This window comes from Pseudomonas sp. BW16M2 (assembly GCF_014268865.1).
GTDB lineage: Bacteria > Pseudomonadota > Gammaproteobacteria > Pseudomonadales > Pseudomonadaceae > Aquipseudomonas > Aquipseudomonas peradeniyensis.
Genome location: NZ_JABWRI010000001.1, coordinates 1 through 24,471 on the forward strand (window position 1 = coordinate 1; position 24,471 = coordinate 24,471).

Consider the following 24,471-nt stretch of genomic DNA (forward strand, 5'->3'; position numbering starts at 1 on the left):
CGCCACCTTTGCCCTCTCCACGGGGAAGGCACTGTCATCAGTGGCGCGGCCAATGCCACAGTGAATGGTCGTGCAATCGCACGCATGGGGGATGAGCTCAGCTGCGGTGCGGTCATCGAGACCGGTGCCGCGCATACGCTCATTGAGGGCAGCCCTGCGGCGCGCCAGGGAGACAAGACCAGCCATGGCGGTGTCCTGATCGAAGGCGACCCTGCCTGGCTGATCGAATAAGGATCGGCAGGATTGCAACAAGCCGCCCTGCAGTCATCTCAAACCCGGCAACCGTCCCATCCAAGGTATGAACGCGCCTTGGCTGGACGGTGGAACAGGCCTCACTCGCTCCGTTGCAGTACCAACGTGGCCACCAACGCCAGCACCGCAAACCCACAAGCCACATAACCCAGTGCAGCCAGACCAAGCCCCTGGATCGCCGCGCCCCCCAGCGCGGCACCGGCGGCGATACCCGCGTTGGCCGCCGACACGTTGAGGGTCCCGGCCAGGGCCTGGGCCTTGGCGCCGGCGCGCATCACCCGCACCTGGCACACCGGGAACAGCGCCGTGTAGGCGATGCCCCACAGTGCCAGGGCGCCCACCAGCAGCAGCGGGTTGCCGATCACCGGGGTGACCAGGCCCATGCCCAAGGCCAGCATCGCCAACAGCAGCAGCGTGGCCCGCAGCGGGCTGCGATCGACGATCCGTCCGGCCAGGGCGTTGCCGAGCATGCCCACCAGGCCAAAGCCCATCAGCCACCAACCGACCGCGTTGGCCGGCACGGCGGCAAGCTGCTCGAGGATCTCGGCCAGGTAGGTGTAGGCAGTAAACATGGCGGTGAACACCAGCGCCGAAAGCAGCACATGGGCGATGAAACGACGGTCCTTGAGAATCACCGTCTGCCGCTCCCCTGCGGCGCGGGCCGGAACCTTCGGCAGAGGCGGCAGCCAGGCCCACATCAGCAGCGCCACCAGCAGGCACAGCCCGGCGAGCAACCAGAAGCTGCCGCGCCAGCCGACCAGCCCGGCGGCCAGGGTGCCCAGCGGGATACCGAAGACGAACGCCGCGGTGATCCCCAGGTAGACCCGCGCCACCGCCCAGCCCTCGCGCCCCTGGCCGGCCAGTTGCCCGGCGCTTTCGCTGGCGGTGCCCCAGTACACCGGCAAGGCCAGCGCGGCGAGGAACCGCGCCAGGGCCAGTACCCAGACGTTCGGCGCCAGCGCCGACAGCGCATTGGAGGCGGCGAACAACAGCAGGATGGCGATGAACAGCCCCTTGCGTGGCAGGGCCGACAGCCAGGCGGTGAGCGGCGGCCCGAACAGCATCACGGTCACCGCGAACAGGGTGACCAACTGGCCCGCGCCTGCGACCGACAGTCCCAGGTCGCGTGCCAGCGCGGGCAGCAGGCCAAGAATCAGGAACTCGGTGGTCAGCACCGCGAAGCCGCCGACGGCGAACAGGCCGATCGACAGCCCCACGCGCGGTGCCGGCCGCGTCAAGGTGGCATGGGTCAAGCTGGAGGTGGACATCTACTGCAATCCTCGATGAATGGCAGGCCAGCTTAATCTGGAATCTTGTTCCGATTACTGGTAGATATTCCCTTATCAAGTGAACCAAATTCAGTAATCGCGAGCCCCCGCCATGTCCGCCTCGGAACGCCTGAAAGACATCGACTTCTTCGTCAGCGTGGCCAACGCCGGCAGCTTCATCGCCGCCGCCGAGCGCATGAACCTCACCAGCTCCGCCGTAAGCAAGGGCGTGGCCCGCCTGGAGAAACGCCTCCAGGTGCGCCTGTTCGAGCGCACCACCCGACGCCTGGCCCTGACCGACAGCGGCGCCGACTACTACCGCACCTGCACCCGCGTGCTGGCGGAAATCGAAGAGGCCGAACTGGCCCTCAACGACGAGCACAAGACCCCCTGCGGCAAGCTGCGCATCGACCTGCCGGCCACCTTCGGCCGCCTGCACGGGCTGCCCGCCGTGCTCGACTTCGCCGCGCTGCATCCGCGATTGCAACCGCACATCACCCTCTCCGACCGCTTCGTTGACCTGGCCGAGGACGGCATCGACATCGTCGTGCGCATCGGTGGACCACAGACTTGGCAGCCGGGCATCGAGCACCGCTACCTGGGCAGCCAGCGCCTGGTGTTCTGCGCCGCCCCCGCCTACCTCGCCCGACACGGCACGCCCCGCGACCTGCAGCAGTTGCAGGCCCAGGGCTGCGTGCTCTACGCCTGCGCCGACGGCAGCACGCCGGCCCTGCATTTCGCCGGCGCCCGCCCGGGCCTGGCGCAGCTGCGGCCGATGCCGGGCCGCCTGGCCATCGGCGATGCCGAGGGGCAGGCCCTGGCCATCAGCGCCGGGCACGGCATCGCCCAGCTGCCGACCTGGCTGGTGCAGCGCCAGCTCGACGCCGGGACCTTGCAGCAGGTGTTGCCGGAGTACGCGATGGAGGGGTTGCCGATCAACCTGGCCTGGCGCCGCAACCGCGGGCATCTGCCCAAGGTAAGCGCGACGGTCCAGGCCCTGGCCGAGCGGCTGGGGCCGCTGATTCAGGGCTGATTCAAGTGGAGTGCCAGCGCATGCCTGTATCCAGGCACACACAAATGAAATAAAATAACATTTCATTTGAATGTTATTCCTGCCTGCGACCCGCCTCGATGACCAGCCTCCCGACCGCCCTCCCCAGCCAACGCCTGCACAGCATCGACGCCCTGCGCGGCCTGGTGATCCTGTTCATGCTGCTGGACCACGTGCGCGAAACCTTCTTCCTGCACCGCCAGGTCAGCGACCCGATGACCATCGACGCAATCGACGCCACCGACCCCTGCCTGTTCGTCAGCCGCACCCTGGCGCACCTGTGCGCGCCAGTGTTCGTGCTGCTCACCGGGTTGTCGGCCTGGCTCTACGGCGAAAAGCACCAGGGCCGGAGCGATGTAGCGGCATTCCTGTTCAAGCGCGGCCTGTTCCTGGTGCTGCTGGAGCTCACCCTGGTCAACTTCGCCTGGACCTTCCAGTTGCCGCCGGGCGTGATCTACCTGCAGGTGATCTGGGCCATCGGCCTGAGCATGATCGCCCTGTCGCTGCTGGTGTGGCTGCCACGCCCGCTGCTGCTGGCCCTGGGCGCGCTGATCGTCGTCGGCCACAACCTGCTCGATGGCCTGCACTTCGCGCCACACTCGGCGCTGCATGTGCCCTGGGCGATCCTGCACGAGCGCAGCTGGCTGGAGCTGTCCGACAGCCTGCGCCTGCGCACCTCCTACCCGGTGCTGCCGTGGGTCGGGGTGATCGCCCTGGGCTATGGGCTCGGCCCCTGGTTCAGCCGCGCCAGCGATGCCGGCGAGCGCCAGCAGCGCCTGCTGCTGGGCGGCGTGATGCTGCTGCTCGGTTTTGTCGTCTTGCGCCTGCTCAACGGCTACGGCGAAGCGCCGTGGGCCTTCTACCCCAGCGTCGGGCAAACGCTGATGAGCTTCTTCAACATCACCAAGTACCCACCGTCGCTGCTGTTCCTGGCCATTACCCTGGGCGTCGGCCTGTTGCTGCTGCGCGGTTTCGAGCGGGCCGGCGAGGCCCGCTGGATCGGCCCGCTGGCGGTGTTCGGGGCCGCGCCGATGTTCTTCTACCTGCTGCACCTGTATGTGCTCAAGCTGCTGTATGTGGCCTGCGTGGCGCTGTTCGGCCTGAACCAGGGCAGCCATTTCGGCTTCGACGGCATCGGCGCGGTGTGGCTGGTCGCGGTGCTGCTGGCAGTCGCCCTGTACCTGCCGGTGCGCGGCTTCGCCCGGCTCAAGGCGCGGCGGCGCGACATCGCCTGGCTCAAGTACCTGTAAAAGCGTTTTCAGCCGATGGCCCGATGGTCTACCATGCCGCCCGCCGGTTTCCACACGGAATCAAAAGGGAATCCCGGGCGCGCCGAGGGCGGGCCAAAGGGAACTGCCCCCGCAACTGTAGGTGCCGAGCCTGCGCCATCGATGCCACTGGGTCTGCCGACCCGGGAAGGCCGGCGCCGGCCAGGACGCACCAGTCAGGAGACCTGCCGGCACGCATTCACCAACCGGCGGGGTGTCCGGGATGGTCATCCGCCCCTGGCCGCGTGCTTGCCGCACGACGCCTGGCGATGCCTGTCCGTGGGCCATTCCGTGCACCACCCGACAGGAGATCACCCCACCATGCCGCACCGCCTCGCCACCCTGCTCGCCGGCCTGTCACTGGCGGGCCTGGCCCACGCCGACGCCACCCGCTACCCGCTGACCGTCGACAACTGCGGCCTGCCGCAGACCTTCGCCCAGGCCCCGCAGCGCGCGGTGACCATCGGCCAGGCCGGCACCGAGCTGCTCTATGCCCTGGGCCTGGGCGAGCGGCTGGCGGGCACCTCGCTGTGGTTCAACAACGTGCTGCCCGAGTTCAAGGCGCAGAATGACAAGGTCGAGCGCCTGGCCGACAACGAGCCGGGCTTCGAGGCGGTAGTCGGCAAGCGCCCGCAGCTGGTGACGGCGCAGTTCGAATGGATGGTCGGCCCCCAGGGCGCGGTCGGCACCCGCGAACAGTTCGCGGAGCTGGGCATCCCCACCTACCTGCTGCCCTCGGACTGCGAAGGCAAGGACAACCTGGTGGGCGCCGACGGTACCCGCCTGCAACCGTTCAGGATCGACACCATCTACAAGAGCGTCAGCCAGCTGGCCGAGATCTTCGACGTGCAGGATCGCGGCGAACGGCTCAATGCCGAGCTCAAGGGCCAGCTGAACCAGGCCCGGCAACGCCTGGCCGGCCAGGACCTGAGCCACACCAGCGCGCTGTTCTGGTTCTCCAGCGCCGACCTCAAGGTCGACCCTTACGTCGCCGGTCGCCAGGGCGTGGCCGACTTCATGTTGCAGACCCTTGGCGTGCGCAACGTGGTGGAGTCCAGCGAAGAATGGCCGGCAGTGGGCTGGGAGACCCTGGCCAGGGCCAACCCCACCTGGCTGATCGTCGCGCGCATGGACCGCCGCCGCTACCCCGCCGACGACTACCGGAGAAAGCTCGAGTTCCTGCGCAGCGACCCGGTGACCCGCAACATGGACGCGGTCAAGCAAGGCCGGATCATCGTCCTCGACGCCGACGCCATGCAGGCCGGCATCCGCCTGTTCCGTGGCCTGGAGGTGCTGTCCAGCGCCTTTGCCAGCGGTAAAGCGCCACAACCATGAGCCGTTTGCTGCCCATCAGTGCCTTCGCGCTGTTCGCCCTGTGCCTGGCCATGCTCGCCGGGATCGCCATCGGCGAGACGCGGATCAGCGCCGAGGTGGTCTGGCAGGTGCTGGCCAACCAGTTGTGGCAGGCCGGTCATGCCCTCGACCCGATCGACGCCGGCATCGTCTGGAACTACCGCCTGCCGCGCACCCTGGTGGCCGCCGCCTGCGGCGCGGGGCTGGCGACCTGCGGGGTGATCCTCCAGGCGCTGCTGCGCAATCCGCTGGCCGAGCCGTACCTGCTGGGCCTGTCGGCGGGCGCCTCGACCGGCGCCGTGGCGGTGGGTCTGTTCGGCCTAGGTGGTGCGGTGCTGTCGCTGTCGGCCGGCGCCTTCATCGGCGCGCTGGCCGCCTTCGCCCTGGTGCTGGTGTTGTCGCGGGCCAGCGGCAGCCGCCACGACAATGCGCAGGTGATCCTCGCTGGCATCGCCGGCTCGCAGCTGTTCAACGCGTTGACGGCCTTTCTCATCACCAAGTCTGCTACCGCCGAACAGGCCCGGGGCATCCTGTTCTGGCTGCTGGGCAACCTCAGCGGCGTGCGCTGGCCGGCGGTGTGGCTGGCGCTGCCGGTGGCCCTGGTCGGGCTGGCGGTGTGCCTGTGGCACCGCCGGGCGCTGGACGCCTTCACCTTCGGCGCCGACTCGGCGGCCTCGCTGGGCGTGCCGGTGCGACGCACGCAACTGTTGCTGATCAGCTGCACGGCGCTGGTGACCGCGGTGATGGTCTCGATCGTCGGCGCCATCGGCTTCGTCGGCCTGGTCATCCCCCATGCCCTGCGCCTGCTGCTCGGCCCCGGGCACAGCCGTCTGCTGCCGGCCAGCGCCCTGGGCGGCGCGTTGTTCCTGATCGTCGCCGACATCCTCTCGCGCACCCTGATCGCCGGCCAGGTGATCCCGGTGGGCGTGGTCACCGCCTTGATCGGCGCGCCGGTGTTCGCGTTGATCCTGGTCAGCCGCCGGGGGCGTCCATGACCGTGATGACCGCCCTCGCCCACGCCCCGCTTGCCTGCGAGGGCCTAAGCCTGCGCCTGGGCGACCGCGAAGTGCTGCAAGACATCGACCTGAGCGTTATGCCCGGCGAGACCCTCGGCGTGGTCGGCCCCAACGGCTCGGGCAAGTCCACCCTGCTCAAGCTGCTCGCCGGCCTGCGCACGCCCAACAGTGGCAGCGTGCGTTTGCTGGGCGAGGCGCTGGAGCGCATGCCGCGTCGCCGGGTTGCACAAAGCCTGGCGCTGGTCGAACAGCAGGCCGACACCCTGGACGCCATCAGCGTCTACGACGCCGTGGCCCTCGGCCGCACGCCGTGGCTGTCGGCCCTGGCGCCGTTCGGCGCGGACGACCGTGCCATCGTCGAGCAGGCGCTGGCTGACGCCGATGCCGGCCACCTGCGTCGGCGCCTGTGGGGCGAGCTGTCCGGCGGCGAACGCCAGCGCGTGCACATCGCCCGGGCGTTAGCCCAGCGGCCACAGGTGCTGCTGCTGGACGAGCCGACCAATCATCTTGATATCCAGCATCAGCTGAGCCTGTTGCGACAGGTTCAAGCGCTGCCGGTGACTACCCTGGTGGCCTTGCATGATCTCAACCAGGCGTTGACTTGTGACCGCTTGGCTGTGCTGGACCAAGGGTGGTTGGTGGCCTTGGGGAAGCCTGAAATGGTGCTGACGCCGGAGCGGTTACTGGGGACGTTTGGGGTTCAGGCTCATTATCTGGTCGATCCGTATGATGGGGCGCGGGTGCTGCGGTTTCGTGCCTGAAATGGTTGGGGTTGCTTTGTGGCCCTTTCTAGGTCTTGGACGCGAGGGTTATTGACCGCATCAAGGCCACCAGGTGCTCGCCACGCCCCTTGCAGCGCCTAGGAGATCGAGCGCCGCCCGCGCGGCGCATCGCGACGCAAGGCCGCTCCTACATCTGTTTCGGGCCAGTCAATCCTGTGCCATTACCGGGTCCGCCTTGTTGGTACGACGCGGTTTCAGCGTGGGCACCACTGCCGCTCCACCTGTCTCAAGACGAGCACCAAGGCGGGCAACCATGGCCTGACAGGTTCGGCACGTTGCAACAAATGTAGGAGCGGCCTTGCGCCGCGATGCGCCGCGCGGGCGGCGCTCGATCTCACAGGCGCTGCAAGGCCCTCGCCGAACACCTGTCAGCCTCCCCCCAAATCCCCAACCATCACCCCACCTTCCACCACCGCGGCCGACAAGCCCGAAACGAATGCGAGGTCGGCCGCAGGGCCTGGTCACCCTTGGCATCGAAGCAGCCCAGCAGCAAGGCCACCGTCGGCGCATCGTCAATGGCCCCGAGGGAACTGCCGCAGGTGGCACAGAACGCACGGCTGGAGCCCTCGGACGAGCGATACAGCGCCGGCAAACCACCCTCCCCGGTCCAGGCGACCGCTGCCTTGTCGAACTCCACCCAGCACAGGGTCAGGCTGCCGGAATGTCGCTGGCACTGCCCGCACGAGCAGGTATGCGGAAAACGCGGCTCGCCGCTGGCGGCGAAACGAATGCGGCCGCACAGGCAGCCACCTTTGTAGAGGGTCATGGGGTTACCTTCCTTGGCTGCCGGGATTGCCGCACAATAGCCAACCTGGCGCCCGACGGCGGCGCAAAAGTGTTACGCCGTGTGGCATGCCGACCTGCGCTGCCTTCGTCACCTGCTACAGTGCGCCCCGCGGCCCTTCCGGCCCCTGCAATGATGGAAACCTGCTGATGGAAAGAATGATCCAGTTCGTGGCCGTGGTGGTGGTCTGCACCCTCATCGGCGTCGCCTGCGAACACTACGAAGTGAACCGCTACCTGAAATGGCTGCTGATGGCCCTGCCGGCGATCCTCTGGGTGCGCCTGCGCAATCCGCTGCAACGCTGATTCCTCCGCCACGGGTTTGCAGTACACTCCCAGGCCTTACCGTGCCCCAAGGCCCCGCCATGCCCCGCCTGCCTCGTCTACTGCTCCCCGTGTTGCTGCTCGGCGCCCTCGCCGCCTGCGACCAGAAACCCAGCCGCGAGGAAAAGATCCTCGCCAACCTGCCCCTGCAGGAAGCCTACGACCACAACATCGAGCGCATGGCCGGGCTGCTGGCCATGACCCATGCGCAGGTGCCCGAGGACAAGATCAAGGACGTGCTGCGCAAGCACCTGACCGTCGACGACCAGCGCCAGGACCTGTTCAGGCTGTACAGCGAGGAGCACTTCAGCGACGCCGAGTTCGATCTCATCACTCAGGCCACCCGCGATCCGGCCAAGGCCAGGGAACTGGGCCAGAGCGAGGAAGGCAAGCGCCTGAGCGAGAAGCTCACCACGCTGATGCGTGAAAGCGCCAGCGACGCCAAGGTCCAGGCACTGGTGCAGGAGCGCATGCGACAGGTCGAGGATGACCTGCGGGCGCTGGAGCAGACTGCGCCCTGAGCCTGGATAACAAGGAAGGATAATTCCGCGAGCTCCGTGGGAAACCGGAGTCCCCCTTGTGCTCCAACCCTGCAATTGCGCTCAAGCATGGTCCACCTTGCGCCAAGCGCGTAAGGTGCGTTTTCCGCTGTATCCGACGAGGCCAAGGATTGCGATATTTCACCCCGCACGGACCGCGCCCCGACCTGCGCACGCTCATACTCGCCCTGTGCGCCACCACGGCCCTGGTCATGCTGCTGGCCAGCTACTTCGCCAGTTACCGGGTACAACGGCAACTGCTGATAGACAGCGCCCTGGAAGCCAACCGGGCCTATGCCGCCAAGCTGGCCGCCGTGACCGAGACCACCCTGGGCAACGCCCTGCAGCAACTGGCCTACAGCGCCAGGCAATCTGGCCTGCACCCGGACGACGACAGCCTGGTGCAAGCTGAGATCGACCGCTTGCAGCAGCAGGGCAACCTGTTCAACTCCACCTTGCGAATCGACGCCAAGGGGACCTTGCGCGCACTCTCGCCCGCCCCGCTGCAGCACCTGGCCGGGACCCAGGCGTCCTCACCCGGCGCCCTGGAAGCACTGCGCACACGCCACACGCTGATCTCCACACCCTTCCTGTCGGCGGCCGACAACCTGCTGGTGGTGCTGTCACAACCAATCTTCGACGCCGACGGCCACTATCACGGCTATATCGGCGGCAGCCTGTACCTGCGCGAGCGCAACCTGCTCAACAGCCTGCTGGGCACGCACTTCTACCAGAACGGCGCGTACCTCTATGTCGTCGATCGCAACCGCCGGCTGCTGTTTCACCCTGACAGCAAACGGGTCGGCACCCTGGTCGGCGACAACGCGCTGCTCGACGACCTGCCGAACCTCGACCATGGCACCCGGCGCCTGGTCAACAGCCAGGGCGTCGAGATGCTGGCCGGCTTCGCCACGGTGCCCAGCGCCGGCTGGACCATCGTCGCCCAGCAGCCACTGCGCAACACCGTAGCCCCGCTGCGCCAACTGGTCCTCAATGTGATGGCCATCTCCGCGCCGCTGGCCCTGCTTGGCTGCCTGCTGCTGTACTGGCTGACACAGGTCATCGCCCACCCGCTGCGACAGTTGACCCACGTTGCCCGGGGCATGGGCCAGCAACAGACTACCGAACGCATCCACCAGGTCCGCGCCTGGTACGCCGAGGCCGCCGAGCTCAAGCGCGCACTGCTGTTCGGCGTCAACCTGCTGCAGGAACGTATCGGCCGACTCAACCGTGATGCCCAGACCGACCCGCTCACCGGACTGGTCAATCGTCGTGGCCTGCAACAGGCCCTGCGCCTGTTACAGGCCGAAAAGCGCGGCTTCGCCGTGGTGGTGCTGGACATCGATCACTTCAAGCGGATCAACGACAGCCATGGCCATGATATCGGCGATCAGGTCCTGCAGCAGTTGGCCGGCCTGATGCGCGGGACCTGTCGCGAAGGTGACCTGCTGTGTCGCACCGGCGGCGAGGAGTTCCTGATGCTGCTACCGGGGGCGGGCCTGGAGGTAGCGACCGCTATCGCCGGCCACCTGCGCCTGACCGTCGAACATGCCACCGTCGCACCGATCGGAGGCGTCACCATCTCCCTGGGCGTAGCCAGCTGGCGGCCTGGCGACGGCTGCGACCCCGCCGATGCGTTGAGCAATGCCGACAGGGCGCTGTACCGGGCCAAGCAGAAGGGGCGCAACCGCGTCTGTATCGACAGCCCGGCCTGACGCCTGCTTGTCGGCGGCCCGCCCAGCCGCATCCGTCACGCTCAGGCCAGGCGCCTGCGCGGCACCTGTTCCGGCAGCGGCAAGGCGCCGGTCGCCAGCGCGCGAGCGCGGTCCACGCCCCACACCAGCGCCCGGGTCATGGTCTCGCCCGGCCGCGAGGGGTAGTACTCCTCCAGCAGGGCCTTGCCACCTCGGGCATACAGCCCGAGAAACAGCTGCGTGGCACCAACCCTGGACAGGCGCACCTGCACATCGATGCTGGTGCCGTCGCTCAGTTCCTCGTCATGGCAGCGACTGTGCAACTGCGCATCGGCCCACTGCCAGTAGGTCTCTTCCCTGATTCGCATTGCGCTCGATACTCCGTGTCTGAAATGCCGCGCAAGAAAAGCACAGCCACGAAGCCGCGACGAGGGCCACTCGCCGAAACCATGAGCGGGATCAAGAAACCACAGGAAAAGCCTGCCGTTGGGCGGTTTTGCACTCATAGCAACAGGTTGCCCCGCTCCTCCTCGGTCAACTGCGCCTTCGCCCGTTCGTCCAGCGCCCCCGCGCCCAGCACCTGCACCGGGCTCTGGCGGTTGTACTGGGGATTGAGGCTCGCCCCATCCTGGCCCGGCACCAGACGCTCGCCGCCGAAACCCAGCACCTGCACGGTGATCACCGAAGGCTGGCGCTGCCTGGACGCAGCCTGCTGCTGGCGGCCCGCCTCTTCGGCAGCCTGGCTGGCCGACGATGCCGCGGCACTGGCCGAGGCGATCGCGCCGGTGTTCACCGAGGCCACCACCGGCATGCCCTTGGCATCGCCCTGGACCTGGATGTTGGCAGCGTTGACCACCTGCAGCGCGGCGATGTTGACGTTGCCGGACACGCGGATCCCGGCCTCGCCGGCATCGATGGTGCCCAGCGGCGCAATCAGGTCGATATCCCCCGGTGGCACCTCGGCGATCGGATTGAGCGTGGCGATGCCGGCGCCGGTGCTCGGCACGCTCGGCGCCAGGCCGACGTTGCCCCAGCGGTCGTAGGTGCGCTTGGGCGGGGTGTAGACCACGGTGGTCTTCGAACCGCGACCGGCGTTGATGTCGCCCTGGGCCGACCAGCCGAGGATCGAGCCGCCAAAGGTGGTCATGATCCGGCTCTGGCCGAGCAGGATGCTGCCTTGCGAATACAGCTGGATGTTGCCGCTGCCCTGGGTGATCACCCCGGCGGTGGACGGCGGGGCCTCGCCTTCGATGCCGAACACTTGCTGGCCACCCGGCGTCAGTACCTGAATATCGCCGCCGAAGTCGGTGTGGATGCCCGCACCGCCGTAGAAGGTGGCGCTACCGCCATAGCTGATCGGGTTGCCGGCCACATCGCGCTCCGGGAACAGCGCGGCGATCGCCTGGCGACCGCGCAGGTAGCTGCCGGTGCGCGGGCCGTTGACGTCGTTGTATTCGCGGCCACCCTCGCGCAGTTCGGCGAAGTACACCTGGCGGGCGAAGATCCGCTGCTGCTCGGCAGGCAGCGTGGCGAGGAACGCCCTGCCCGCCTCGGCGTCCCCCTCGAAGGCAAAGCGCGCGCGCAGCCAGGCCAGCAGGTCCTGGTCGTAGACCTTGACGACCTGGCCCGGTTGCCCCGTCAATGACCGGGAAGGATCGGCCAGGTGCTGCGGATCCAGGTAGCGTGCCAACAGGCCGGCGTAGTCCGGCCCCTGCTGACCGGCCCCGACGATAATGGCGATGGACGCCCCGTCGTTACCGGCACCACTGCCGCCGACCCGACCGATGCTGGTGATCGCCGCCTCCTGATAGGCCGAGTCGACTCCCGGTCCGGACTGGTACAGGTTGCGCCCGGCGACCACCTCGAGCTGGCCGGGGCCGGCGACGTTGAAGCTGCTCAGGCGGATGTCGCGACCAGCGCTGACCAGCGAGACATCGCGGCTGTCGGCATGGATGAACAGGTTGCCGCTGGAGTGTGTGCTGGAGTCGTTGCCACCGCCCACCATGCCATCGGCGGCCTGACGCTGGCTGCCCAGCGCGGTGCCGGCGTTGACGATGTCTCGCCCGGCCATGATGCGAACCGCCCCGCTTCCCTGGTAGAGCTTCAGGCCGCGCAAGCTGTAGTCGATGATTTCGCCGCTGTTCAAACCCAGGATGTCACCGTCCAGCGCGTAGAAACGCACGGGGTCTGAGGGTCGCACACTGCCGTCGACATGGGTGTTGAGACCAAAGGTATACAGCGGATACTCCCAGGTGCTGCGCGGCAGGTCACCGTGCAGGTTGGTCGACAGGACCAGGTTCCCCGTACTGGTGCCCAGGAAGGCGGGACGCAGCGGCGTGGGCAGCGCCGATTCGTCGGTACCGCTCTGGCTGACGGCATAGCCGCCGGCATAGATCGAATTACCGGCAAGCAACTGCAAGCGGGTACTGCCCGAAGGCGCGGTCATCAGGGAAGTGGCCGAGGCCAGATCCGCCGAGCTCTGCACCGAGTTGCCGTAGTACAGGTTGCCACTGACTGCGGTGGCACTGAGCGCGGTGGGGTAGAACACTCGACCGCCATGAATCGGCAGGTTACGGGTAGCGATCCGCAGGTTGTCATGAACGATCGGCGCCAGGTTGCCGCCCAGACTGACCAGCTCGACCGACGTGCGTGGCGTCCAGAGCGAGAACCAGCTGCTGCCGCGTCCGGTCATCCGCGCACCATTGTCAGCATTGAACGGCGTACTGTTGAACATCGGCACCCGCCCCGGATCGCCAACCCCCTGCACCACCAGGTCGCCACGGCTGCGCAGGCGCACGCCAGCATCCCCCGGCATCAGCGTGATCCCGCCCCAGGCCTTGGCCCGGGTGGCGGTGTACGGATCGTAGGCGCGTGACTCACTGTTGTCATGCTCGACCCCGTAGCTGCCGTAGATCGACTGCAGCAGCCCCATGTTGGCCGCCTCCACCTGCAGGGCACCACGCAGGTTGACCAGCGCGCCCTGCAGATCGACCAGCGTGTCCGCGGCGGTCACGGCGGACACCCCCGAGTTGAGACCGCCACCGACGCGCAGGTCGAGGTCGCCACCGCCGCTCTGCACCAGGCGCCCATCGGCGGTCACCCGCCCCGTACTGGCCACCACCAGGTTCAACCCCTGACTACGCTGCACATCGACCACATCGACACCACTGCTGCGCACCAGGCCCGCCGCGCCTGCAACACGCACGTCGAGATTGCCGCCGCCGAGCGTGCCGAAACCGGTGAAACCGACCAGATAAGGCAAGGCCTGGCTGCTTGCCGGGTCCTGGGCGAAGCTGCCAAAGTTGAGCCACCAGGCCGCCGGCGTGCCGGCGTCGACCTGGCCCTGGCGCCACAGCCAGTTGCCGACGGCCGCCGACGATGCCTGGCGGCGCGTCACCAGGTCGGTGGGCTTGGGCCCGACCAGGTTGCCGGTCAGGTCGCCGCCAGCGGCGATCAACAGGTTGCCGCCCTGCTGCGGATACCAGGCCCGGTACTGGCCGGTGGTCGATTCGTAGGCCGCGCCCAGGGCGCCAAGCACGCTGCCATCGGCCTGGCGACCGCGGGCCAGCTGATGCGGATCGATGCCCTGCTCGAGCAGGGCCGGCGCCTGGGTACCGGCGGTGTAGACCCCATACAGCGAATCCATGCGCCAGTCGCCGGCACTGAGCAGTTCAAGGTCGCCGGTACCGGTGCGCAAGACGCTGTACAGCTGGGTCTGCGGGGTGATCTCGGCCTTGGTGACGCCGCCCGGCGTTTCGACCTTCAGGCACCAGGTCGGCCGGGCGGTACACAGCGCCAGCAGGTTGGAGGGCACCGGTTGGCCGGGTACCCGCCCAACCGCCAGGTTGGTCCAGAAATAGCTGATGATGGGTTTGGAAGTCTCGATCACCCGCGTGGCGATGTAGTGCTGGTCGGCCAGGCGCAATGCGCCGGCGTCCGGCTCCGGGCGGGTGATGCGGCTGTCGGCGGCGCCCATGTCGGCGCCGGCCACCAGGCGCATCGACCAGGATTGCGAGCCCTCCGGCAGCATCTGCCCAAGCGCCCAGTTGCGTCCCTGCTGACCGGCGATCTCCTGGCGCAGGTCGACCCAGAATACACCTGTGGGCAGCTTGACGTCGGTGCCTGCCGGCAGCAGCGCGCCCACCGCCAGGGCCAGGGCGCCACGCTGGGTCAGCCCTCCCGCAGGCAGGGCGGCGCCCTTGCGCCAGACCCCGCCGCGCACCGCCACGCTTACTGGCAGGCGGCTGCCGGCATCCAGCTGGGTATCGGCGGCGAGGGTCACCGCCTGCTCGAGCAAGGTGCCGGCGGCATACAGGAGATTGCCGGAAGCATCGCGCACGGCGGCATCAAGCACGGTACCGGCCGGCAGGGTCACGGCGCTTGCCAGGGTCAACACGCCGGGCAAGCGGGTGTTGGCCGGCAGCGAGGTGTCGGCGAACGGCAGGTCGAAATTCAGCGTGCTGCCCGCAGGGTAGCGCGTGCCAGCGGCCAGTTCGACACCGCTGCGTGGAATCACCAGGTCACTGTCGAACGGCTGCTTGCCGGGAATCAGGATCCAGCCACGGCCATCCATGCGTTCGCTGCCGGTGGCCAGTTCCGGCGGCAGGAAGCCGTCGCTGATGCTGCCATGGACTTCCAGGTTGCCGCCGGCACGCAAGGCCAGGTGGCCGACCTCGCCGGAACCGCGCAGGAGGGTCTGCGCCGTGGCCGGGTTGAGGCTGGCGTAACGATGGCCGGACAGGTCGAGGTCGCCGCGCACCACCAGGTCGGTCTGGCCATCGCGGGTGGCGATCTCCACGCCGGGGCGCAGGTGCAGGGCCTTGGCGTAGGCGGCGTTGTTCAGGCCGGCCAGGCGGTTGTCGAGCAGGTCGCGATTGGCCAGCGCGGCATTGACGAACAGCACGCTGCGCGCATGCTTGGCGTCGAGATAAGCCTGGTCGATGTACTGGTACGGTCGACCACTGGCCGCGGTGCCGCCATTCGGCGCGTCGGTATAGCGCTGCTGGCCGACCACGGCGATGGACTGCGCACCTTGGATGTCCAGCCTGCCACGGGCGTCGATGGCGATATCGCCGGCGATGTCGCCGCCCACGCGCGGCGCCGTCAATACCAGCGAGCCACGGGCACGGCCGTCGTGTTGCGCGGCGGCGGTGCCGTGGCGCAAGTCCAGGCGAACGCCGGGGCTCAGGGTCAGCAGCCCGTCGCCGCTGGCCAGCTCGATCTGCGCCCGGTTCGGCGCATCGATGATCGCGCCATTGCTGTCGACCCGCAGCAGGCTGCCATGGGCATCGAGCACCGCCCCGGCGGCCAGGGTCAGGCCATGCCCGGCCGCCAGGCGGATGCTGCCGACCTGGGCGCCGCTGGCATCGACGGTACCGGTCACGGTCAACTGGCCGTTGTCCAGCGAGAGGCTGATCTCCCGCGCCTTGAGCTCGCTGCCGATGACCAGGTCGCCCTGGGTGATCTGGAAGCTGCGGGCGCCGAATACCTGGTCGCGGTTCAGGCGCTGGTTGAGCCCGGCAAAATCGTCCACCTGGCGGGCACGGACCGCCACCGATCCCTCGGCGTACGGTACCCGCGTGCCACCGGCGTCATAATCGCCGCTGGCGCTGCCGAGGATCTGGCCCAGCAGGCTGACCTGCCCACCCAGGGCAGTGGCGCTCAGGCGGCCGGCGCGGTTGTTGACGGCGCGAAGGTCGACCAGGCTGCCACTGGCCTGGCGGATGTCACCGGCCGTGCTGGCCAGCAGCAGCTCGCCGCCCCAGCTGTACTGGGTCACGTCGTTGAAGGTCAGGCTGCGCCCGGCCAGGTCGATGCGCGAACGCTCCCCCAGGACCAGCGCCTGTTGCGCCGAAACGCTCAGCTTGCCGCTGGGCAGGCTGAAGGTACCGTCGAGGAGCACCTGCTGGCCACTGAGCGCGAGCTCCGCGCCCACGCCATCGCGGCCGCTGGCCAGCGCGCCGCCCCCACCGCTCACGCGTAACAGGCCACCGGCGCTGATGCGGTTGATCGAACCAGCGCCGCCGGTCCACAGCGGCGTATCCACCAGCAGGTCGCCGCCGCTGTACTGGAAGCCGCCCTCGCTTTGCCAGGCGCCGCGCTGGTGGTACACCTGCAACGCCCCGCTGTGGTTGGCGCTGACCTGGCGGCTGGCGCGGATGTCGACCTGGCTGAAGCCCAGGGTCTGGCGGCTCATGCTGGCGGTGCCGTCGGGCTGGCTGGCCGGCCCGTAGCCGAAGGTCAGGTTTTCCACCCGCAGTTCGAGCACGCCATCGCCACTGCCCGCGCCACCGGCGATGGGTGCGCCGGGCAGCGTGCGGGCGCCGTTCCACACCAGGTTGGCGGTGTGGATGGTCGCCCGTTCGCCGGCCTGACCGAGGCCGTAGATGGCCGGCGTGCCGAGGATCAGTTGCTGCACGCGGTTGCGTCCGGTCAGCGGATCATAGGTGTCGAGCACGCTGTTGCCGAAGAAGTTCAACGAGTCGGCCGCCGTCAGCGACAGGGTCTCCAGAGCAGGAATGCCGCCCTCGGTGCTGCCCTGGAACAGGCGGTCGAGCACTTGCTGGTTGAGTGTCAGCCCCTGGCCCAGCACCCCGGCGTTGGCCGCAGCGGCCAGCGCGGCGGTGGAGCCGACGTTGATCCGGCCCACCGCCAGGCCCAGGTGGCGGGTGCCGAAGCTGACCTGGTCATCGAGGTTGAAGGTACGGTCGGTCGCGGCGAACAGCGAGCCGTCCGAGTACAGGCGGGTCATCCCCGCGCAGTTGCCCGAGGGGCAACCGCCAATGAGGATGCTGCCGGGCGCAAAGACATCGCCTGCCACCGATGGCAGCACGTCCAGGCGGCCGTTGGACAGCGCCAGCAAGCCGTGGGCGTTGGGGTCGATAAGGAAACCGTCATTGGCATCGAACGGCACCGCCCCCTGGCCCAGGGTGATGATACCGGCACCCTGCTCGACGACGATGGCGCCACGCGCCCTGTCGGTGGCAAGGAATACCTCGCCGGCGCGCAGTTCGGCGCCACTGCGCACCAGGATGTCAGCGGTCGACTCCTTGAAGCGCAGCATGTTACCACCCTGGCCGTAGAGCACCTCAGGACGGGCGCCGATGCTCAGTCGCGGCGCCTTGAGCGCGCTAAGGTCACTGGCGCGCAGCGCGACCCGATTGGGTTGCAGCCAGTCGCTGACCTGGCCGTCGGCGAGGATCTCGATGGCCTCCACGCCCAATACCGCTACGCTGCCGCCACGCCCCTCGCGGGCGGCGTCGAAGCGCGCCTGACCGGCAAAGCGGAATGCACTCTCGGGGTCGGTATTGGGTTTTAGGCGCAAGGTCAGCCACTTGCCATCAGCCTCGAGTGCCGCCCGCGGAACACCCTTGGCCAGGGCATCGGCCTTGACGAAGCTGGCGTAGGACATTTCGTTGTACTGGCTATAGCGGCGTAGGGTGTCGGCCGCGGTGAGGATCACCTGCCCCGACAACGGCTGGCGGATATCGGTGTTGGCCACCGACAGGCTGCCCGAGGTGGTCCAGGAACCATTGCGCATGACCTGGCTGATTCCTCGCTGGCCGGCCATGGCCAAGCCGTTGAGCTCGACGCGGAAGGCGCCCGGCAACAGCGCGTAGCTGGCCGGCAGCAAGGTGTAGGTACCCGCCGCCAGCCCCGGGACGCCCTGGTCGAGGGTGATGCGCTGGCCGATGGCCGGGTCGGCCACGCCGGCCTCCCCGGCCAGCGGCGCGTAGTCGCCGGCCAGGCCAGGGACGATGGCATAGATCGGATTGCTCGACAGCGACGGCAGTACCAGGCGGCCATCGGCATCGAGCTGCATCAACGGATGGTAGCGGGCGTCGGTGGAGCCGCCGCGCCCGGAGACGAAGCCGGCGCCGCTCAGTTCGCCGCCGCCGGCCAGGTCGATCAGCGCCCCGGCCTGCACATCGATGCGCTTGCCCGCCAGGACCACCCCGTGGTCGCTATCGCCGGTGCCGCCGATCAGGTTCACCGGCTTGCCGCCGTACAGGTAGCTCAGGCCATCGACCGTGCCACCGTAAGGCATGCGCAGCCCCGCCGCGCTGACCGAAGTGATACTGCCGGGCAGCAGGCGCACATCCTGGCCGTTCTCGCCGGTATCCCCCAGCAGCACCTGGCCAAGCGGCGCCCGCACCACCCCGCCCTGCTCCACCGTGCCAGCGCCCAGGTGCAGGCGGCCGAACACCGACAGCGGCACGCCTGGCGTGGCCTCGCCGACCCGTCCGATCCGCAGGGTGGCGTCGCGGGTGCTCAGCACGCGAGCGTAGGCACCGCTTACCGGATACAGTTGCGCGGCCAGCAATTCAATATCGGCATTGCTGCTCAGCTGGGTCGGCAGCGAGGCGATGTCGCGGCCGAGGAAGCGGATATCCCCTTCACTGCGCAGACGGGTCAGGGCAAAGCCCCGACGGTCGAACTCAAGCTGTCGCCCACCACTGAGGGCCAGGTTGCCGCGAGCGCCCAGGCTCAGTTCGTCGCGCACTTCGAGCAGGTTGGCCTTGACCTGCAACAGTGCGTGCGACGCCTGCTGCGACAGCCCGCCCTTGACCGTCGGGCGCACGGTCTGGTCGCCGCCCAGGTGGTTGCTGCCTGCCAGTCGCACGTAGGGCGCACGCAGGCGGATGCTGCTGTCGTTGGCACTGCCGTCCGCGAGCACCAGGGACCCGGCGTACAGTTGCAGACCCTGGGCCAGGTCCAGCGCCAGCGAGCCATCGAAGGCCAGCACACCGTCGCTGAGCAGGGCGAGGTTGGCGAAGCCACCGCGCTCGACGGTGTCCGCATCCAGGCGCGCATGGCCATAGCGCAAGCGCTGGTCGGTACCGGCCGCGCGGCCGAGTACCAGCTCGCGCGGCACGTTCAGGCCATCCTCCAGGCCATCCTTGCGGTACAGGCCGGTATCCAGGGCCACGCCGAGGCTGCCGCCCGCCGCGCCGACACCGCCGGACCTGGCGCTGAGCGTGCCGTCCAGGCGCAGGCCATAGCTGGAGGCCAGGCTGATGTTGCCACCGGCGCTGGCCATTGCCAGTGGGCCCTGGCCCCGGATGTCCAGCACGGCGCTGGCGCCATCGGCGCGCAAGCGGGCGCCACGGGCGATATCAACGAAGAGGTAGGCGCCGTCGCTGATGCCCTTGGCGTAGTCGATCTGCCCACCAATGACGATGTTGCCGCCGGCGGTGACCCGTCCGTAGCGCCGGCCCTGGCTGTCGAGGGCGGTAAGCGCCTGGCCGGAGACATCGATCAACGCCTCGCTGCCCAGGCGGATCGCACGGTTGTGCAGGCTTTCCTGCACCCCGCTCCCTACCGTTTCGGGCAATGCCTGCAACAGGCTCACCTTGCCACCGGCGGCCAGCAGCGAACCGTCGAGGTTCAATTGCGCGGTACTGCTCAGGGCGATCGACTGCAACGGGTCGACACCGATGCTGGCGCCACGGCGCACTTCCAGCAGCGCGGCCTCGCGGTCCGCCTGGGCCAGCCGGGTATCGCCGGCGGCAAGGCTCAGGCTGGCACCGGCACGCAGGCCCAGCTCGCCCTTGATCGCGTTCTCGCGCACCTGCGGCGGCAGCCACAGGGTGGCCTGGTCGCCGACCGGCAGGCTGGCGTCGAGCAGTTCCACGGGCCGGGTGACCTGCACCTGGGCGCCTTCGGCCACGGTCAACTGTCGCGTGCCACGTACGGTGTAATGGGCGAAGCCGCGGTTGAAGAAATCCTCGCCGAGGGACAAGGCGCTGGCGTCGGCCACGCCGCCGATGCGCACGCGCTCGGCCTGCAGGTCGAGGGTGCCGGCGCCGTTGCTGCCATGGCCGCGCAGCTCGCCATCGAGGCGCAGGCGCCCGTCACCGCTGGTGTTGAACACACCGGCCTGCAACGTCAGGTTGCCGCCGCTGCCACCGCGCAGCTGGTTGCGCTCACCGCGCACCACCCCGCCGGAAACATCCAGCACGCTGGCCTGCCCCAGCAGCACATCGCCGGAGCTGCGCAGCGACAGGCTGCCGCCGTTGCGCCAGGCCATGGCCCCTGCGTCTTCGCGGTCGCTGCGCGCACCACCGACATCCAGGCGCACACCTTCGCCAACCAGCACCTGCGCACGCAATCCGGCCGGCGTGGCCAGGGCGATATCGCGCAGGTCGGCGCCGTCACGCTGGCGCAGCACATCGCCCAACATCATCTGCCCGCCCTTGGCGGTAAGGTCGGCCGCGACCCGCACCTGCGGCGCATACAGGGTCAGTTGCCCGCCGTCGGCCAGGTGCAGCGCCTGGTCGACCTGCACCGACTCGCTGGCGGCAATGCTCAGGCCGCCCAGCGCGAAGCCGTTGAGCAATTCGCTGTCCAGCACCAGTCGCCCGCGCCGCTGCTCGTCCAACGGCGCCTGCAACTGCACATCGGCACTGGCCCCACGGTTGCCGCCAGCCAACGTCACCTGGCGCAGCACCGGGGTCAGGCTGAAGGCCAGGTCCTTGCTGGCGGTGAGGTAGCCCGGCAGCTGCTGGCCGATGACCAGCTGGGCGCCTCGGGCGCGAGCACTATGGACCTGCTTGTAGCCATCCAGCCCGGCCACCGGCGCCTGCACCTGGCGCTCGTCCTGCCAGGTATCGCCGACCAGCCGACCGTCGAGCAATGCGCCCTGGGTGGCCACCACCAGGCTGCCGGCGTCGCGCCCGACGGTGTAGCCCTGTTCGAAGCGCTGCTGCGGCGCGATCAGCGGGTTGTAGAACACACGGGTCTGGGCCCAGCGCGCCGAATGGTCCTCGAAGCCCTGGTACAGGCCGCTGTAAAGCAAGTCGCCCGGCGCCCGCGACAACTCGTACAGGCGCCCGTCCTCGCCACGCAGCCAGCTCTGGCGCACATAGCCGTCCTGCACCGCCAGGGTGCCGCCGGACAGGTTGATCTCGGCGCCAGCGCGGGTGACCAGGTCCTGGCCGGTAAAGGTCACGGTGCCGCCCTGGGCCATCCATTCACCCACACCGTGGCTGCGAGTGCCCAGGTAGCCGCCTACCTCCAGCAGGCCACCCGCGGTGTACCAGCGGTCGCTGGCATGGCCATTGACACCGGCCGCGACGTGCACCAGCTCACGCACATCGACCCACACATCGCTGTTGATCAGCCCGCCCTTGTCACGGTTGCCGGCGGCATCGCGCTGCTCGTTGCCCTGGACATTGATCTTGATGACATTGCTTTCCATCGCCACCTTGACCCCGAGGGCGCCGGCCACATCGAGGCGCGCGCCATCGTCGACCAGGCTGCGCCGGCCGGCGCTGACCGCCACCTGGCCACCAGTGGCCAGGGTCAGCGAACCGCCCTGGAAGTGCACGGTGCCGCCGCTGACCACTTCCACCCGTGACTGCTCGGGACGGTCGATGACCGTGCTGAGGTTGTCGAAGCGCCCCGTGGCCAGGTTGCCGTTGCTGCCGTTGACCACCGCCCTCGAGGCTTCGCGCTGGCTGTCGAGCGCCGCGCTGTCGTCGAGCAGCACGGCGGTGACGCTGCCGCGCTCGAAGCTGACGCTGCCGGTGGCATCGCTGGCGGCATTGAGCAGGTGGATGCTGCCGCGCCGATCCACCGAGGTGCTGGCCAGGATCACACCCTGCTGGCGCACCTGGTGACCGGTCAGGGTGACATCGCCGCCACTGGCCTGGATCAGCCCGCTGTTGCTCACCGTACCGGCGCTGCTGCCGGGCCTGAGGCTGCCCGCCACCTCATTGCCGCGGGTGGTCGAGTAGCGGTTGGCCTCGGTGCCCTGGCCGCGACGAATGTAGAAATCGTCCGCCGCCGCCAGGGTCGCCTGGCCCTTGCCGGCGATGATCTGGCCGTCGTTGCCCACTTCGCTGCCCAGCAGCAGCACGTAGCCGCCAGCGCTGGTGGAGCTGCCCGGTTCCTGGGTACGAATCTGCGCGCCGCGCTCGACCAGCACCTTGCCGGCGGCATTGGTGAAGGTGGCCTGGCTGGCGCTGCTGTCGACGTAAAGCCCGCGCTGGCTGAACTGCTCGTCGCTGACCTGGGCGGCGGCGGCCACCAGGTTGCGCACGTTGACCTGGCTGGTGCCGTTGAACACCACGCCGTTGCGGTTGATCAGCATCACCGTGCCGGGCGCTTCGATCTGGCCATGGATCTGGCTCGGTCGTGCAGCCGGGTCATTGACCCGGTTAAGCACGGCCCAGTCTGCCTGCTGCTCGAAGCGCACGGTGGTGTCGCGGCCGACGTTGAAGGTCTCCCAGTTGAGGATGGCCTTATCGGCGGTCTGCTCGATACGCACCTGGGTCTTGCCATCGGCCTGGCTCTGCTGCGGCGCCTTGGCATTGAGCCAGCCCTGGGTCAGCGGGTTCTGGTCGACCTTCAGGCCGCCCTCGCCCAAGCCGTTGGGCACCACCTGCGGCTGCACCTGGGCCAGGGTCCGACCGTTGGCCTGGGCCGCCTGCTGGGCGGCAATGGCCGCCACCGTGTTGTTGAGGTTGTTCACCGAACGCTGGAACTGCTGGTTCAGTCGCTGCTGCTGGGCCAGGGGCGGTGGCGATCCCGGCAGCACCTGCCCCGCACCGCCAGCACCGGCGCCGCCGCTCGGGGCGCTGGAGGCGCCCTTGGCGGCAAACCAGCCCGAGCTGAACGGCTGCGCCGCGTGGGCGCTGCCCGCCAGCATCAGCAGGGCGATGGCCTGGGCCAGGGGCTTGAGCCGCGGCGGCTCGCCGCGACGCTGGATGGCGGAGGCTGAAAGGGCTGGCTTGGGCATGCCGCGCGACATCGCAGGGTTCCTTGTGCTGGTTCTCGAGATCAGGGGATGGCGGTCGTGATGCCGCTTTGCCATAAGGCGCTCCGGCTGCCGGGGGACCGAAGCTTTGTCATGCAAAGTTCATGGTGCTGGGGTATGGCGTCCGCCTGCGCCCGGCGCAGGCGGCGTGCAGGTCAGGGCCGACCGATGCCGTTGCACACCGACGGGTTGCCGATGTCGGTGCCTTCGCCATAGGCGTTGAACAGGAAGGTCCGACGGATTTCGTCGGCATAGGTCTGGGGCAGCGGCACGAAGATGTTGCCCATCACCGCAATGCGCTTCTGCCCGGCATACAGTTCACCGAGAAAATCGCGGATCGCCTGGGTGTCTGCGGGGTTCTGATAGCACTGGCCGAGCAACAGGTTGCTGTAGCCAACAATGGGATAACCACTGCTGGCGACCGGCAGGCTGCCCGCGCCGCTGCCATAGGTCGGCACCCAGTCGAGCGGGCTGGTGCGCCGGGCCGCGCTGCCCGGAGCCACTGGCGTACCCAATCCAGCCTGGGCGGCAAGTATGGTCGGCAGCGCCGCACTGCCCGGCGCCATGGGCTGCTTGCTCACCCGGGCAACCGCGCTGTTCTTGCCGGCCTCGGTGTAGCTGGCCGCCACGTAGCCGATCGTGCCGTCGTTGAGGCTGACCTGGGCAGTCACTTCGGCGCTGGTGCCGACCGCCAGCCAGTGGGCCGGCTGGGTACCGAGGCTGGCCGTGGCGAACCGGGTCGAGACCCTGAACGCCGTCGGGCAGCTGTCATTGAGGAAGCGCGACAGCACCTCGGTGGTGCCGCTGTCACCGGCGCGGTACACCACCCGGATCGGCGTGGTGTCGGTCGTGCCGAGCAACTGGCCCCAGGTGGCCAGCGAGCCGGAGAACACACCGCACAGCTGCTGGCCGCTGAGCTGGAGATTGTCAGTACCGCTCTTCTTGTAGGGGATACTCACCGCCATGCCTGCCACCGGCACCTGGATCATCGGGCCGTAGGCGCCCTGCCGGGCACTTTGGTAGGTTGCCAGTTCAGTGGCCGTAAGCACCGACTCGCTGGCGGCGAAGTCGACCGGGCTGCCTGCAGCCTGCCAGATCAGCGCCGCATCGTTGGCGAGGAACGCCTGCTTGCCGGCAACGCTGTTGACAGTGGTGTAGTTGAAACCATCCGGCAACAGCCTGGGCAGCTTGATGTTCACCGGATGGCCGGTGTAAAGGAATTTGACTGCCGTAGAGCCGCCGCCATTGACGCCGGCGTGAACCCCTGGGGCCAGCAACGTGGCCAGCGCCAGGGCAGTGAGTTGCAAGCATCGTTCCTTGAACACGGGGAGGACTCCTTCTGCGCGAAATGAAAAGACCCCGACGCCACCCACGGGTGCCG

The 24,471-nt window shown here is 68.6% G+C and carries 14 protein-coding genes and 1 riboswitch; of the genes, 9 read left to right on the top strand and 5 right to left on the bottom strand.

Annotated elements, in window-relative coordinates; all coding sequences use genetic code 11:
* Positions 1-231 (top strand): PAAR domain-containing protein (locus HU735_RS00005; RefSeq protein WP_186711939.1); only part of this gene is annotated, 231 nt, incomplete at its 5' end.
* Between the two features lie 101 nt (positions 232-332).
* Here HU735_RS00005 and HU735_RS00010 read toward each other — a convergent pair.
* Positions 333-1,520 (bottom strand): MFS transporter, encoded by a 1,188-nt coding sequence (locus HU735_RS00010; protein WP_186711940.1) that lies wholly within the window; start codon positions 1,518-1,520, stop codon positions 333-335.
* 112 nt (positions 1,521-1,632) lie between these two features.
* On the opposite strand from HU735_RS00010, the gene HU735_RS00015 reads away from it, so the two are divergent.
* The 5 genes from HU735_RS00015 to HU735_RS00035 all read left to right on the top strand — a co-directional run bounded on the left by HU735_RS00015 (position 1,633) and on the right by HU735_RS00035 (position 6,969).
* A complete protein-coding gene (locus HU735_RS00015; RefSeq protein WP_028691647.1) occupies positions 1,633-2,553 on the top strand; it encodes a LysR family transcriptional regulator in 921 nt (306 codons plus the stop codon).
* 98 nt (positions 2,554-2,651) lie between these two features.
* Positions 2,652-3,821, top strand: coding sequence for a heparan-alpha-glucosaminide N-acetyltransferase domain-containing protein (locus HU735_RS00020; protein ID WP_186711941.1), 1,170 nt, complete (start codon positions 2,652-2,654; stop codon positions 3,819-3,821).
* 27 nt (positions 3,822-3,848) lie between these two features.
* Positions 3,849-4,047, top strand: a riboswitch (cobalamin riboswitch).
* Positions 4,048-4,160: 113 nt separating this feature from the next.
* Positions 4,161-5,174, top strand: coding sequence for an ABC transporter substrate-binding protein (locus HU735_RS00025; RefSeq protein ID WP_186711942.1), 1,014 nt, complete (start codon positions 4,161-4,163; stop codon positions 5,172-5,174).
* Positions 5,171-6,187, top strand: a complete 1,017-nt coding sequence (locus HU735_RS00030) for an iron ABC transporter permease (RefSeq protein ID WP_186711943.1) — start codon at positions 5,171-5,173, stop codon at positions 6,185-6,187. Before HU735_RS00025 ends, HU735_RS00030 begins: the two co-directional genes overlap by 4 nt.
* Positions 6,184-6,969 (top strand): ABC transporter ATP-binding protein, encoded by a 786-nt coding sequence (locus HU735_RS00035; protein ID WP_186711944.1) that lies wholly within the window; start codon positions 6,184-6,186, stop codon positions 6,967-6,969. The genes HU735_RS00030 and HU735_RS00035 overlap by 4 nt, the downstream gene beginning before the upstream one ends.
* Positions 6,970-7,384: 415 nt before the next feature.
* Here the strand turns inward: HU735_RS00035 and HU735_RS00040 are convergent, their stop codons facing one another.
* A complete protein-coding gene (locus HU735_RS00040) occupies positions 7,385-7,756 on the bottom strand; it encodes a GFA family protein (protein WP_186711945.1) in 372 nt (123 codons plus the stop codon).
* Between the two features lie 167 nt (positions 7,757-7,923).
* Between HU735_RS00040 and HU735_RS00045 the strand changes: the two genes are divergently transcribed.
* The 3 genes from HU735_RS00045 (at position 7,924) to HU735_RS00055 (ending at position 10,351) form a co-directional block, all read left to right on the top strand.
* Complete coding sequence (locus tag HU735_RS00045; RefSeq protein WP_155952705.1) at positions 7,924-8,079, top strand: hypothetical protein; 156 nt, start codon at positions 7,924-7,926, stop codon at positions 8,077-8,079.
* Between the two features lie 59 nt (positions 8,080-8,138).
* Positions 8,139-8,618, top strand: coding sequence for a hypothetical protein (locus tag HU735_RS00050; protein ID WP_186711946.1), 480 nt, complete (start codon positions 8,139-8,141; stop codon positions 8,616-8,618).
* Between the two features lie 230 nt (positions 8,619-8,848).
* On the top strand, positions 8,849-10,351 hold the full coding sequence (locus HU735_RS00055) for a sensor domain-containing diguanylate cyclase (RefSeq protein ID WP_186712317.1): 1,503 nt from the start codon (positions 8,849-8,851) through the stop codon (positions 10,349-10,351).
* 41 nt (positions 10,352-10,392) lie between these two features.
* Here the strand turns inward: HU735_RS00055 and HU735_RS00060 are convergent, their stop codons facing one another.
* From HU735_RS00060 to HU735_RS00070, 3 genes are all read right to left on the bottom strand, one after another.
* Positions 10,393-10,698 carry a hypothetical protein gene (locus HU735_RS00060; protein ID WP_186711947.1) on the bottom strand — a complete coding sequence of 102 codons (306 nt, stop codon included), beginning with the start codon at positions 10,696-10,698 and terminating at the stop codon, positions 10,393-10,395.
* Positions 10,699-10,832: 134 nt separating this feature from the next.
* On the bottom strand, positions 10,833-23,084 hold the full coding sequence (locus HU735_RS00065) for a filamentous hemagglutinin family protein (RefSeq protein ID WP_238349724.1): 12,252 nt from the start codon (positions 23,082-23,084) through the stop codon (positions 10,833-10,835).
* Between the two features lie 161 nt (positions 23,085-23,245).
* Positions 23,246-24,397 (bottom strand): substrate-binding domain-containing protein, encoded by a 1,152-nt coding sequence (locus HU735_RS00070; protein ID WP_238349725.1) that lies wholly within the window; start codon positions 24,395-24,397, stop codon positions 23,246-23,248.
* Positions 24,398-24,471: the final 74 nt, after the last annotated feature.